The sequence below is a fragment of the Peribacillus sp. NPDC097264 genome, from assembly GCF_050277925.1.
Lineage (GTDB): Bacteria > Bacillota > Bacilli > Bacillales > DSM-1321 > Peribacillus.
This window is the reverse complement of sequence record NZ_JBNNSR010000009.1, coordinates 1-14136: the sequence shown is the minus strand read 5'-3', so window position 1 is coordinate 14136 and position 14136 is coordinate 1. Positions and strand designations below refer to the sequence as shown.

Annotated in this window: 13 protein-coding genes; 6 read left to right on the top strand and 7 right to left on the bottom strand. The window is 39.5% G+C overall.

Going from position 1 to position 14136, the window contains the following annotated elements; translation table 11 throughout:
- Window positions 1-12: 12 nt before the first annotated feature.
- Window positions 13-1773: a B12-binding domain-containing radical SAM protein gene (locus ACQKL0_RS15060; RefSeq protein ID WP_402867954.1), complete on the bottom strand. Its 1761-nt coding sequence runs from the start codon at window positions 1771-1773 to the stop codon at window positions 13-15.
- Between the two features lie 172 nt (window positions 1774-1945).
- A complete protein-coding gene (locus tag ACQKL0_RS15055; protein ID WP_402867956.1) occupies window positions 1946-2998 on the bottom strand; it encodes an acyltransferase family protein in 1053 nt (350 codons plus the stop codon).
- A 266-nt stretch (window positions 2999-3264) separates the two neighbouring features.
- Here ACQKL0_RS15055 and ACQKL0_RS15050 point away from each other — a divergent pair, with 266 nt between their 5' ends.
- The 3 genes from ACQKL0_RS15050 to ACQKL0_RS15040 all read left to right on the top strand — a co-directional run bounded on the left by ACQKL0_RS15050 (window position 3265) and on the right by ACQKL0_RS15040 (window position 6546).
- On the top strand, window positions 3265-5424 hold the full coding sequence (locus tag ACQKL0_RS15050; RefSeq protein ID WP_427591047.1) for a PAS domain-containing protein: 2160 nt from the start codon (window positions 3265-3267) through the stop codon (window positions 5422-5424).
- A 249-nt stretch (window positions 5425-5673) separates the two neighbouring features.
- Window positions 5674-5916, top strand: coding sequence for an aspartyl-phosphate phosphatase Spo0E family protein (locus ACQKL0_RS15045; protein ID WP_427688392.1), 243 nt, complete (start codon window positions 5674-5676; stop codon window positions 5914-5916).
- Between the two features lie 72 nt (window positions 5917-5988).
- Window positions 5989-6546, top strand: coding sequence for a PilZ domain-containing protein (locus ACQKL0_RS15040; RefSeq protein WP_427688390.1), 558 nt, complete (start codon window positions 5989-5991; stop codon window positions 6544-6546).
- A gap of 52 nt (window positions 6547-6598) precedes the next feature.
- Here ACQKL0_RS15040 and ACQKL0_RS15035 read toward each other — a convergent pair whose 3' ends face one another.
- The 5 genes from ACQKL0_RS15035 to ACQKL0_RS15015 form a co-directional block, all read right to left on the bottom strand.
- Complete coding sequence (locus ACQKL0_RS15035) at window positions 6599-7330, bottom strand: ZIP family metal transporter (RefSeq protein ID WP_402867963.1); 732 nt, start codon at window positions 7328-7330, stop codon at window positions 6599-6601.
- A 113-nt stretch (window positions 7331-7443) separates the two neighbouring features.
- Window positions 7444-8673: an MFS transporter gene (locus ACQKL0_RS15030; protein ID WP_427688565.1), complete on the bottom strand. Its 1230-nt coding sequence runs from the start codon at window positions 8671-8673 to the stop codon at window positions 7444-7446.
- A 117-nt stretch (window positions 8674-8790) separates the two neighbouring features.
- Window positions 8791-8985, bottom strand: coding sequence for an ATP-binding protein (locus ACQKL0_RS15025; protein ID WP_427688388.1), 195 nt, complete (start codon window positions 8983-8985; stop codon window positions 8791-8793).
- A gap of 23 nt (window positions 8986-9008) precedes the next feature.
- On the bottom strand, window positions 9009-9920 hold the full coding sequence (locus ACQKL0_RS15020; protein ID WP_427688386.1) for a histidine kinase dimerization/phospho-acceptor domain-containing protein: 912 nt from the start codon (window positions 9918-9920) through the stop codon (window positions 9009-9011).
- A gap of 14 nt (window positions 9921-9934) precedes the next feature.
- Window positions 9935-10291, bottom strand: a complete 357-nt coding sequence (locus ACQKL0_RS15015) for a PDC sensor domain-containing protein (protein ID WP_427688384.1) — start codon at window positions 10289-10291, stop codon at window positions 9935-9937.
- A 159-nt stretch (window positions 10292-10450) separates the two neighbouring features.
- Here ACQKL0_RS15015 and ACQKL0_RS15010 point away from each other — a divergent pair, with 159 nt between their 5' ends.
- The 3 genes from ACQKL0_RS15010 (at window position 10451) to ACQKL0_RS15000 (ending at window position 14037) form a co-directional block, all read left to right on the top strand.
- A complete protein-coding gene (locus ACQKL0_RS15010) occupies window positions 10451-10888 on the top strand; it encodes a MarR family winged helix-turn-helix transcriptional regulator (RefSeq protein WP_402867969.1) in 438 nt (145 codons plus the stop codon).
- 239 nt (window positions 10889-11127) lie between these two features.
- Window positions 11128-12822, top strand: a complete 1695-nt coding sequence (locus ACQKL0_RS15005; protein ID WP_402867971.1) for a M3 family oligoendopeptidase — start codon at window positions 11128-11130, stop codon at window positions 12820-12822.
- Window positions 12823-12993: 171 nt separating this feature from the next.
- The gene (locus tag ACQKL0_RS15000) at window positions 12994-14037 is read left to right on the top strand and encodes a YkvI family membrane protein (RefSeq protein ID WP_402867973.1); all 1044 of its coding nucleotides are present in this window, start codon (window positions 12994-12996) and stop codon (window positions 14035-14037) included.
- Window positions 14038-14136: the final 99 nt, after the last annotated feature.

Here is a 14136-nt window from a genome sequence, read left to right as displayed (position 1 = left end):
CCGTCCTTATTCTTATTGTATTGTGCTTTCAGCCTTAGATAGTGAAAAGATACGAGAACCTTTACCACTTGGATCAAAATAGGCAAGCATGATGGAAGGTTGTTCAATTATGGTCCCATCCGTTAAGTAGGTTTCTAAATCAAACGGAAGTTCTTCAATCAAGGTATGCTTATATATTTCCTTTTCGTTCAGTTGTAAATCCCTGAAATCGGTTCCTAGGTGCTCGGGATGCTTAAGAATTTCTTCATAAATCTTAGAACGGCCATGTTTATCTAAAGAGGCTTCCCACCAAGGTTTACGTGGCTTATATTTTTGATTCTTAAAGTAATCCAATTTCATGAGACCGATGACATTATTCAATTGATCGGTTTCCCTTTTAATCAAAAATAGCTCTAATCGCTTGAATAAATCTTCAAGCTGATGCCCAATGCGTGACCAGCCCTGCTCATCCCAATAGGTGCCGAATTCCTGGAAGAAGTCGAATGGGGAGGTAAATACCGTTTCTACAAGGAACTCGGTTGTATGGTTCATTCGATGATCGTTCCAGTATTTTTCAAGGACATCTTCGACTTGTTTAATGCGGACAATATCATCAAAGGTTAAAACATTGTTTCCCAGGATTTCGTAAGGGGCATGATCACTGTAAATATAATCGTGTTCATCCGCTCTAATGCGCAGCCCAGTGCCACGCAACATTTTTAAGAATCCGAGTTGCATCTCTTCGGGGCGTAGTGCAAAAACATCATTGAAGGTCTTTCTGAATGAAAAATAATCTTCTTCAGGCAGGCCAGCAATTAAATCGAGATGCTGATCTATTTTCTGTCCGTCTTTTACCATCGTGACAGTTCGGGTCAACTTTTCGAAATTCTGTCTTCTCATCACGAGATCATTTGTATGATCATTCGTAGACTGTACACCGATTTCAAAACGGAACAATCCGGCAGGCGCATGATCGTTCAAGAATTGAATGACTTCCGGGCGCATGATGTCAGCCGTGATTTCGAACTGAAAAACGACTCCAGGTTGATGCTCATCAATTAAAAACCTGAACATCTCCATCGCATAGCTCCGGCTAATGTTAAATGTACGATCGACAAACTTAATCGTTCTTGCCCCATTATCCATCAAATACCTGATGTCTTCTTTAATTTTTTCGCGGTCAAAATAGCGCACACCCACTTCAATCGATGATAGGCAGAACTGACAGCTGAACGGACAGCCACGGCTTGTCTCGATATACGTCACCCGTTTGGATATCTCATTACGATCTTCCTCTAAACGGTATGGTGAGGGAAGGGATTTCAGGTCCACCTTGCCATTCTGGGGCTGAATCACCTTTTTACCATCTTGCCGATAAGCAATTCCACTAACTTTCTTATAGTTGTGTTCCCCTTCTATTTCGGAAAGCAGGTCCTTGAAGGTTACTTCCCCCTCGCCAATGACAATAAAATCAGCACCTGGAATTTGATCTAGCCAATCATGAACATCGTAGGTCACTTCAGGACCACCGAGGATGATAACCAGTTCAGGATTGATCTTTTTAAGCATCGCCACGACTTTCATGGTTTCTTCGATATTCCATATATAACAACTGAATCCGATTACATCCGGCTTTTTGGAATAGAGGTCGCCGACGATGTTCATAATCGGATCTTTGATGGTGTATTCCGCAAGCTGTGCATCGTATTCCGGTTGGGCATAAGCCTTCAGGTATCGTATGGATAGAGATGTATGGATGTATTTTGCATTAAGAGTACTAATAATTATATTCATAAAAAATGGCGCAATGAAAGCGCCTATCTCCTTTCGTGTACATGTTATCTAAAAGCCAACAAGCACTAACGAATAATTGTACCATAGTCTCTTGGTTTTGGAAAACCACTTACAGTATAAAATGTTAAATAGAAGAAAATAAAAGGACAACCCTATGGCTGCCCTTTTTGTTCTAAAACCTGGTAGTAGATTGTTTATGTTCTTTACTAGGCTTTATATATTCTTTAACTTTACGAGCGAACTGTTTGGTCCTGGATATTTTCAATTCGATAATGGGCTGTGCCATGGAACCTATGATTTCGCTTGAAAGCATAACTGTAATCAAGAAGGAAAGCCCGGCTAGCATGATGAAGCTTTCGGTGTTACTAAAGTATTCCTGAAGGGTGCTTTCACGGAAAAAACGAATGAAGAAGCCGTGAAGCAAGTACACATACAGGGTTTGCTTACCCCAGTTGGTAAAGAAATATTGTTGTCTTGGGATAAAGGATAAAAAGCTAAACACTGTAATGACACTTAATCCGTAAAAACCAAGACGTTTAAACATGGATATGATGGACGCTTCCTCTAGCTCGGAATAGGGCTTAGAGCCAAGCAACCATTTATAATTGATATCTGCTTTTAAATAAAAACCGATGAAAACAACAAGGATGATAGAGAGTGATGCTATATGGACTTTAGGTGTAAATAGTCTTTTTAAATGATCTTTGTTTAAATGATACCCAATTAAAAACATGGGGAAAAATACAAACGTTCTCGATAAGCTTAGGAAATTGGAAATGAAGTCCACATATCCAATTAGCAAGGCGATTAGGAACGATAAACCTATACCGACAAGCGGCTTCAGTTTAGAGAAACCGAGAAGCATGATATTCCAGCAAAATAAACTGATCAAGAACCACAAAGACCAATGGGGGGTGAGCATGTCTACATTGAAGGAAGAACGATCATATAGAAAATAATAGTACACTGTGTAAATGATTTGGAAAATGATATAAGGTACGATCATTTTCATGGTGATTTTCGCTAAATACCCTTTTTGATAAAATCCTTTTGCAAAAAAACCGGAAACAAGGATGAAGGCCGGCATATGGAAGGAATAAATGGTTTTGTAAAGCGCATAAATCGTTTCACTATCGTTTATATAGGTGTTCAACAAGTGTCCAAAAACGACAAAGCCCATGAGAATGAACTTAGCATTGTCAAAGAAAAAATCACGTTGTTTCATAGTTGCCTCCAAATATTTATTTTTAGGAGAAGAAATCATTGTATCTCTATACCCTAAAAATAGAGATTGAAATCCATTATCATGGAAAGAGCTTAAATTTCCCTTAATTCAAAAATGAATTAAGAGAATGGCAATATAAATTTTACACGCATGACTAATTCTATTCTACTGTTTTTTTTGAAATAGCGAGGGAATTTGGGGTGGATGTCGAAAGAGATAGGTGTCGAAAGAAATGAATGGAAGTAGGTTTGGAAAGGGGTTTGAATATGAATGTAGAGTACGAGGCTGTCTGTAATGAGGAGATCAGCAGGTTGAATAAACACATCGAAGAATATAAAGAAATCTTTAATTCCATTATAGAGCCCCATATAATGATCGATGAAAACCTGAGATTCACCTATGCGAATGAGGCGGCATGCTTGTTGTTCGATCAGCCCAGAGAACAACTGGCTAAACTGAAGCTTAGTGATTTTCTTCAAGCAAGTACCTTACTTGCAGTTGATGTGGAGGGATTAAGCAGGCATAAAAAGCCTCTTAAGAAAAGGAAAGCGGTACAACTCCATAATGGAAACATGAGGGAGTTTGAGTTTATACAGGTTGGGACACTTTCAGGTGGAAAGAGGATTTTTCGTTTGGAGGATGTGTCTGAAATCGATCAGGTCGGGAATTTGATGCCACCGCAAATGGTTTTGGATAATTTCGATACAGCAAGAGAGGGTATTCTCCTTTTAAGTCGTAAAGGACTTATATTAGAGGCAAACTCCGCATTCATGAATGGTTTGAAAATCAATAAAAGAGATCTTATTGGGAAAAGACTATCAGATTTGGTGACACATGATGATAAGTCACAGCTAGACGAAGGGGTTAGTGAAATTTTTACAACATTGAATTCTATGGGTGAATTGGAGGTAACCCTACATGGGAAGCCTTGTCGTTTTACTTTTTCAACCCGTACACCAGTCGGAAATGAATTATTCATAACGACGTTTTCGAAGATCACTGAATCGAATATTATTGAAAAGAAATTAGAGTCGAGCGAAAGGATTTTTGCCGAGTTATTTGATCAATCAATGGAAGGAATCGTTTTTTGGAATGAGGCCGGTGTTATTTTTCGAGTCAATCAATCAGCCTGTAAAATATTTGAATCCACTAAGGAAGAAATGATTGGCAGTGACATATGGAAATTCATCTATAAGGAAAATCGTTATTTTAAAAGAATGCTTGCTACTTTTGAAAGAGACGGCCAAGTCAGGGATGATATTTTTTATAAGATGCCAAACAATCAAATCAAATTACTTGAATTAACGGCAAAGAAACATGAGGGCGATGGGTATAATGTAACCATCTTTCGTAATGTAACCGAACGCTGGGAAATAGAAAAAGAATTAAGGAAAAGTGAAGAGAAATTCAGGAAAATTTTTGAGGGGTCACTTGATGGGTTGATCTTATGGAACAAGGATGGATTTACGGACTTTAATGAATCAGGTAAGGCAATACTGGAAATCTCTAAGGAAAAACTCCTTTCTCTAACCGTAAAGGAATTCATCGGAAAAGTACCGGAAAATGCAATTGATTTGAATGCACATGTGGAAGCGGTATATAAAAAAGGAGTGTATTCTTCCATCATTCCACTAAAATTCGAAGATGGAAGGATTAAGCATATTGAATTTTTAACAAGAGGCAATCTGTATTCAAACCTGAATTTAACCATTTTTCGCAATGTAAGTGAAAGGCTTGAAATGCAAGAACAAATCAGGAAATCGGATACCTTACATGTTGTTGGTGAACTTGCCGCCGGAATCGCCCATGAAATTAGAAACCCAATGACAGCTTTAAAAGGTTTCATCCAACTGCTTGAAGATTTGGTCAAAGAGGATTTCTCTACTTATTTTCACATAATCACTTCAGAAATACAGCGCATCGAGACGATTATTACAGAGTTCCTGGTTTTGGCTAAACCGCAGGCCCTTCAATATTTGGAACAAGACTTGCACATCATCCTGAAAGAGACACTGGAGCTTTTAGCGGCACAAGCTTTACTTAATAATGTCCGCTTTGAGACAGATTTTGAGGGAATTGCATGCAACATATTCTGTGAAGCAAATCAGTTAAAACAAGTATTTATCAATATTATTAAAAATGCACTGGAAGTCATGCCGGACGGCGGCACAATTCGTATCCAATCGAGCCAAGTGTCAAATAGCCACGTTCGCATCTCGATTATTGACCAAGGAAACGGGATATCCAAAGAAAAGTTAAAAAAGTTAGGTGAGCCATTTTATACGACAAAGGAAAGAGGGACCGGCCTCGGATTGATGGTCAGCTATAAAATCATAGAAGAACATAATGGATATATCGAAGTGGAAAGCGAAGTCGATAAAGGGACAGTTTTTCATATCTATTTGCCCATTAAAAGTGAAGCTTAGAGGATGATGCCAATTGGGTAACTGGTTCTTTTCACAAGGTTGGGTACTTAAAATCTTTCATAAATTGAAGGGTTTTTTTTTTGAGGTCATAAGGGTTCCCGTCATTTTCTGTCTTCTGTTGCTTTGAATTTTATCGCAATATAAGAAGTTTTGTCTTTTTTTGCGAACCTATTTACATATAAGGTATATTTTGTAATAATTCTTAAATATAATCAAACTCTAAAAAGGGCAGGAGTAGTGAATATAGGTATGAATTGTCGGAATGCAATGGAAATTTGTAACGAAATACGAATAAAACGGTGGGAAATGATGGATTTTGCGCAAATACACGGAATGGGTCATAATCATACCATTCGGATCAGTGAGGAGCTTGATAAACTGATTAATGAATATTTGATTCTGCAACATCATACGCCTATTGAAATGAGAGTGGAAACAAAAGACTTGGTCGTCATCTTACAGGAACCTTTCTACAATGATTACTTCCTTTAATAAAATATATAAGAAAATGGATCGTGAATTTATCTTTGGATAGCAGTGACTATGAAGAAATAGAGGTCAAGAATGGAATATATTCAACTAGTAAAACGAGGGGAGATTAGCCAGGCGGCATTATTTTTTATCGAAGGGGAACTGATGAATGTCATTGTTATGGATCCTGATCGATTTAATTCCGGTGATGCCGTTATCTGCCTGCATAAATCCCAAACATTCGAAACGAATATCATAAAAAAACAAGAGAATAATCTATACTTATTTGTTCCATGGTACGATACCCTTCAGGATAGTGAAAGAAGACGGGCTGCAAGGGTATCGTATGTTGCTCAAGGAAAAATCCAGTCCCCCAAAAAAAGTGAAAGGGTTCAGTTGATTGATTTGAGCATCAAGGGCCTAGGATTTTCGTGTGAAAACAAACTAATGAAAGCCGAGTTGCATACCATCACCTTTATGATTGATCATGCCAGGAATCATTTTACCATCAGGATACAAAATGAGCGGGAAATGGAAGATGCATATCGGTATGGAGTCAGTTTCATAGGAGTGCCTGTCAAAGATTTGTTTTATGTCAGGAGATATATTCTTAACAGTCAGCTTGATAAATTATCATCTGCGGCTGTTTAAAAAGGAAAAAGGCTGACTCACATAAGGAGCCAGCCTTTGTCATGTTCAATTATTATAGAATTTCCAATAAGATGACCATAAATAAGAGTCCGACTATGAAGGAATAGGTGGAGGTGCGCTCATTCCCATCCCCGTGACTTTCGGGAATCAATTCTTTGTAGACGATGAATAGCATAGCCCCAGCGGCAAATGCAAGACCATAAGGGACCAAGAATTCAATATAAGAGGTTAAGTAATATCCTAATAGACCCGTGACGATTTCTATGGCGCCAGTTAAGGTGGCAATTATGAAAGCCGTGAATCTCCCAATTTTTTGATTGATTAGAAACAATGCGACGAGCAAGCCTTCGGGAGCATTTTGGAGACCTATTGCAAAAGCTATCAAATTCCCTGTATCAGGCGCATTTGAGGCATAACTGACCCCAACGGAGAGACCTTCAGGAATATTGTGCAATGTGATGGCCGTGATGATGAGCAAAGCTTTCTCATCAAATTGAATACCACTTTTCGTATGGCCGAGATCAATGTGTGGAATATTTTTTTCCATCATCGTTAAAGTTAAGACTCCGAGGAAAACCCCGATGATAAGTTGGATATACCCCCCGGTTGCCAATGATTCTGGAATGAGGCTTAGCAAGGAAGCAGCCATCATGATTCCAGCTGTAAATGCTAAAAGTGTATCCCTGAATCGATGGGTCATGGACCCTTTAATGAAAAGAATCGGTAGCGCACCGGCCCCTGTAGACATAGCAGAGAGGATACTGCCTAATAAAACTCCACTCATAAATTTCTCCTTTGCATGGTTGTTCTTTTTTCATTCTTTCTTTTTTCTTCTTCTCTGGGTAAAACAATAATGTATTGTATTTTTGATTATCCAAATTGGTTACAGTGTGAAACCTATTTTTCGGGATACCATTGTTTTAACATGAAATCACTTGGTAGGAAGACACTGAGGATCCCTAGCAAGGGCAAAAATCCTACGATTTTAATCATGGCTGCAATCCCGATAATATCTGCAATCGCCCCCAATGAAACGGATCCAATCGCCCCCATACCAAAAGCGAGTCCTACAGTCAGACCAGCCATTGTCCCCACTTTACCGGGAACTAATTCCTGTGCATATATGACGGTAACGGAAAAACTGCTCATGATGATGAATCCGGCAATCAGTAATAGAATGAAAGCTGCAATCGGTGGTACGAATGGCAGAAGACCGGTTATCGGCGTACTTGCAGCAAAGGAAAAAAGTATCACGTTTTTCCGCCCAAAGCGGTCGGCGAGCGGGCCACCGAAAAAGGTCCCGACTGCCCCAGCGGCTAAAAAGGCAAAAAGGAAGATCTGTGCCGCTTTTATTGTGAATGAGTGCTGTTCGATTAAATAAAAACTATAAAAATTTGTCATGCAGGAAACATACCAGGAGCGGGCGAAGATAATGAATAATATTAAGACCATGGCTTTGGCCACTTTATTGGACCGCTCTTTATTAACGACTTTAGCCGCCAGAGTTTTTGGCTGAAAATGCACGAGCCTTTGGGAATACCACTTGGCTATGTACAGTAATAGCATGACCGCGGCAAAGGCAACGAAAGCAAACCAGAGAGCGCCCTTCTGCCCGAACGGGACAAGAATGATGGCCGTGATGAGCGGAGCTAGTGCCTGTCCACTGTTTCCACCCACTTGATAAATTGACTGGGCCAATCCACGCTTGGGACCTCCAGCCATATAGGCGACTCTGGATCCTTCTGGGTGGAAAATGGCTGATCCAAAGCCCATTAAAACGACAGCACCGAGTATAGTTATATAGTTTGGTGCAAGAGCCAGGATGATGACTCCGATTAATGTGCTGGTTAATCCAACTGGCAAAGCATAAGGCAGTGGCTTTTTATCGGTATAAAATCCGACAGCTGGCTGTAGAAGTGATGAGATGATGTTCAGGCAGAAGGCAATCATGCCCAACTGTGTATAAGTTAAAGACATGGATTTTTCTAGGATGGGAAACATGGCCGGTACCACGGCCTGAAGAGAATCATTCATTAAGTGGCATATGCCAATAATAATCATTATTTTGAGGGTCATCTCTTGATTCTTTGGTATAGGTTTAGTTGCTGTGGTACTTGCCATATGTATTTGCCTTCTTTCTAAATTAGAATCTTATTCTAGTGACCTTTTATTTAAGGTCCGTCAAGATGATTATCTTAGGATAGAAGGGTTTACTTTACTGAAACGTGATTCTTTCCATATAGATTACTTACTCACGTTCTCTTTTAGGATTGGTAAGCGAATCATGACCGTCGTACCCTCCGAAAGCTTGCTTGTAATCTCGATTGTTCCATTGAAGAGTTCGATGATTCTCTTGCAGACGAAAAGTCCTAAACCGGTCCCTTCCTTTTTGGAAGTATAGAATGGCTCAAATACTTTCTGGATGTCGTTCGATTCCAACCCGTGTCCAGTGTCAATGATTTCTATAATAGCTTCTTGTTTTTTGGATAAATATGTATGGTCAGGTTTTTGCCTTGTTCCATGGCTTCAAAGCCATTTTTTGCTATATTAAGTATGACCTGCTTGAGTTGGTCCTTCGTACAGTATACAGGAAGTGGTGACCTAACTATATCCCATTCGACTTCGATACAGTAAAAACGAGCTTCAGATTCTATTATCGGTCTTAATTCAGCAACGATACCGCGTACATCATATGAGGATAAGTTTTGCACCATCGGCTTACCTAGAATCAAGAACTCACTGACGATACTGTTTATCCTTTCTATCTCTTTCATGATGATGGAATAATAAAACTGGTCTTGTTCATCTGGATGCTTCTCATTTAGCAATTGGACAAGTCCTTTTATGCCCGTGAGTGGATTTTTGATTTCATGTGCAGTACTTGCTGCAAGTGTACCTACGAAATTCAACTTTTGGTCATCAATGAGTTGTTTTTGTTTTTTTGAATTCCTACGATAGAGGAACTCATATACAATAATATAAATCACATGGGTGATGATGAAGGTGAAAAATATAAAAGAATAGAATATATGGATGTTTTGGGTATCCTTTTTTTCCAGCATTTTAACTGATATGGACCATTCGGCTTCTGTCAAGGGGAGGGTCATCCATCTTGAACTTGGGTTTACATTCCCGATATTTATATCAACGACCTTTTCTCTCTCATTCGTTTGAAGTTTTACTGTTTGTTCAGGTGAAAGTGTATTCAAGATATTCTTTAAATAATCGAATTTGATCTGAACCAATAAAAATCCCCGTACTTCCTTTTCCTTTTCCAATATTGGGGCGAAGATGGTGAAGCACGTACAATTCAAATCATCAATTCCTGTTTTGTTGGCCATCACCGCTTTTTGAGTATTTACAGCTAAGTCCATATCTTCATGATCAATTAATTTGGATTGGGGGGCTGCTTGCTTGTACTATGTATGGTCATTCCTTCTCGATCCAGCAGATAAATGTCAGCGTATCTGGGGTCTGTATCTTTGATGGAGTCTAACAATTGATTCTTTGATTTTTCGTCCATATATGGAATAGAACGGTTGCGACTCAACCATTCCACATTTCCCTTGGTTTCCCTGATTACTTGGTCTATCGATTTTTGATAAACGGATCCAATCCATTCAGCCTTTGCTTTCCGTTCTTCTTGGATGGAATAATCAAAATATAACCAATAAGTGATAGTTAAAATGATTAATGGTAAAATGACAATAAGTATGTATTTCGAAAATCTCTGCCTTGAATTCATGTGGTCACTACTTTTATTTTTTCTTTTAGTATATCAAACTGGAGAATTAAACAATAGCAATAGCCATGCCCTATAGGCAAATTGACAAAAAAGGCGCAATAGAATATAATAACCTTCAATTCAAGATATTTTAATTAAAAATTTTAAGGTTGTGAAGTTATGGGGAATGATAGCATCCAACAGTCATTAAAGCTGTTTATCGTGATGTCAAGAGCTCACCGTTCGATTAATGATATAGTGAATAAACATATAGCTGAAGCGGGCTTGAATCCTACTGAATTTGCCGTACTTGAACTGTTATATCATAAAGGTGATCAACCTCTTCAACAAATCGGTGGAAAGATCTTGCTTGCAAGCGGTAGCATTACTTATGTAGTGGACAAGCTTGAACAGAAGGAGTTTTTACAGAGGATAGCTTGTAAAGATGACCGACGTGTAACGTTTGCCAAAATTACGGATAAAGGTAAAGCCTTTATTGAGGATGTCTTTCCTGATCATGAAAAAAGAATCGATGATGTGATGAGCGTCCTTACGAAAGAGGAAAAAGAAACGGCAATTGAATTACTGAAAAAGATTGGTTACTCCGCAAAAAAATAATCCAGTAAACCAGCACCTTAATTTAATTGAGGTGTTTTTGTAGTTTCATTATGAGTCGTCCGAATCTGACGGTCATGCCCACTAAAGGCGGAGAACCCTATTACTTTTTTCGTAAATAGGAAGGCTTTACATAAGAATATGGCGAATGTAATTATGTCCTATTTTAACTGGCAACCAATGAACACGATAGGTGTTTTTTGGGGAAAAAGGGATACAAATGATGAAATTGGGGTGTAAGTATGAAATTTAATGAGTATAAATATGAACGGCCTGAATTGGATGACATTAAAGGGAAATTCACGAAAGCTCTTAAGCAGTTTGTGGATGCGACTGAGGTTGAAGAACAAGTAGAAGCCATAAGTGAAATAAATGCCATTCGAAACTATGTTGGTACGATGAGCAATCTGGTCTATATTCGGCATACCATTGATACGACTGATGAGTTTTATAAAAATGAAAATGATTATTTGGACGAATTCTCACCTGAAATGGAGGAAATGACTTCCGCGTTTTATACAGAACTCGTTCAATCGAAATTCCGTCGGGAACTTGAGTCCAAGTGGGGAAGGCAACTATTTGATTTGGCTGAGGCACAGCTCAAAACGTTCTCGCCGGAAATCATCCCGCAACTGCAAAAAGAAAATAAGCTGGCAAGTGAGTACTCACAGTTAATAGCTTCCGCGAAAATTGAATTTGAGGGAGAAGAGCGGACATTGGCACAGCTTCAGCCCTTCATGGAGTCTGAGAGCCGTTCCATCAGAAAAATGGCAAGTGATGCTTACTATGGTTTCTTTGCAGAGAAGCAGGACGAACTGGATCGGATTTTTGATGAGCTGGTAAAGGTGCGACATGGCATAGCAACGACATTAGGGTATGATAACTTCGTCGAGCTAGGTTATTATCGCATGACACGGACCGATTATAATGCAGAGATGGTGGCAGCTTTCCGTAAACAGGTGAAAGAGGAAGTGGTTCCGCTCGTTACCCGCTTGAAGGAACGTCAGCAGAAACGCCTAGGTCTGGAGAAACTCTATTATTACGATGAGAATTTCCAATTCAGTACGGGGAATGCCGTTCCTAAAGGCGAAGCGGAGTGGATCGTGGAAAATGGTCAAAAAATGTACCATGAACTTTCTGCCGAAACGGATGAGTTTTTCAATTTTATGATTGAAAATGATTTAATGGACCTGGTTGCTAAAAAAGGAAAAGCAAGTGGTGGATATTGTACATTCATTGAAGATTATAAAGCTCCCTACATTTTTTCCAACTTCAATGGGACATCTGGTGATATCGATGTTCTTACACATGAGGCAGGACACGCTTTCCAGGTGTATCGAAGCCGTGACCTGGATATTCCGGAATATAATTGGCCAACCTATGAGGCTTGCGAAATCCATTCGATGAGCATGGAGTTCCTTACATGGCCTTGGATGGATCTGTTCTTCAAAGAAGATACAGAAAAGTATAAGTTCTCCCATTTAAGTAGCTCGCTCGTGTTCCTGCCATATGGGGTGGCTGTGGATGAATTCCAACATTTTGTCTACGAAAATCCAAACGCATCGCCACTTGAGAGAAGACAGGCATGGCGCAAAATCGAGAAGGAATACTTACCTCATCGTGATTATGAAGAGAACGGATTTTTAGAGGGCGGAGGCTATTGGCAACGTCAAAGTCATATCTATCAGTCTCCATTTTATTACATTGACTATGCTTTGGCTCAAATATGTGCTTTCCAATTTTGGAAAAAGTCTGTGGAAAAAGATGAGAGTGCGTGGAAGGACTATTTAAACCTTTGTCAACTTGGAGGAAGTAAATCATTCCTTGGGCTCGTGGAATCGGCCAACCTTGATTCCCCATTTGCAGAAGGTACTGTGCAGTCTGTCGTAAGGGTTATCGATGAATGGCTGAGTTCGGTCGATGACCAAGCTTTATAAGTTGTGAAATCTCGTGAATCGTTAGCGGGTCTTCTATAGAAAGGCGCTCCCTTTAGAGGGAGCGTTTTTAAAATGGGAGGACCGAAGCTTTCCCATTAATTTAGGTTAAACTGACTTGGACTGTCTTAAAATTCTCCCTCTTACATATAGATGTAGGGAGGAGGGGTGTACATGCTTTCTAGGTGGTCAGGAATCTTTCAGGTTGCAGCCGTTTATGTAGGTACAGTTGTCGGAGCGGGTTTTGCAACTGGAAAGGAGGTTGTTGAGTTCTTTACCCGTTATGGCTTTTATGGCTTTATCGGGATTTTAATAGCAGGCTATATTTTCATTTTCAGTGGTACGAAGATCATGTTGATTTCCTCAAGGATCAAGGCAGCTTCCTATGAAGAATTCAATCAATTTTTATTTGGGAAGAAATTAGCGGGCGTCATCAATGTTTTTTTCCTTATCATGCTGCTAGGTGTTACAGCGGTCATGATTTCGGGATCAGGTGCCGTTTTCGAGGAACAGCTTGGCATCTCGAAAAACGTTGGGAGCTGGACAACGGCCCTTCTGGCTTCATTGGTTTTGATGCTAGGAATGCGTGGGCTTTTTACAGTGAATTCTTTTGTTGTTCCCATCATGATTCTATTTAGCTTGATTCTGTTCTTCTCGACTTTAGGGACGGGTGAATTTTTATCTTCTCTAACGCAATTCCCAGAAGAACGGATCAGCTTGAAGATGATATTCTCCCCGTTTGCCTATACCGCTTTTAACCTGGCTTTAGCGCAGGCGGTGCTTGTTCCGGTGGCGTATGAGGTTAAGGATGAAAGAATTATAAAGCAAGGTGCTATTTTGGGTGGGGTATTCCTTACGATTATTCTACTCACTGGGCATTTATCACTTATGACCCTTCCGGATGTGATGAGCTATGAAATTCCATCGGCGGTCCTTATGAAAATGGTGGGCGGTCATTTACATTGGATGTTCATCTTGGTGATATACGGCGAAATCTTCACTTCAGTCATCGGAAATATTTACGGATTGCAGAGGCAAATCAGCAACTATATTAAAGTGCCTGGCATATTCATCATCGCCTTCAGCTTTATTGTGGCGTTGATTATCGGCACGTACGGATATGGAAGACTCCTGGGTTATCTCTATCCGGTATTTGGATACATAAGTTTACTGTTTTTAATCCTCGTCTGGAAAAGTGATGCAGGCAAAAAAATATAAAACGAGGGGCTGTCTAATAAGTCCCTAAAATAAAACAGGTGGAGAAAAACGAGTTGTTTTTCTCCACCTGTTTTTCTATTTCTATAATAATTTACTGAA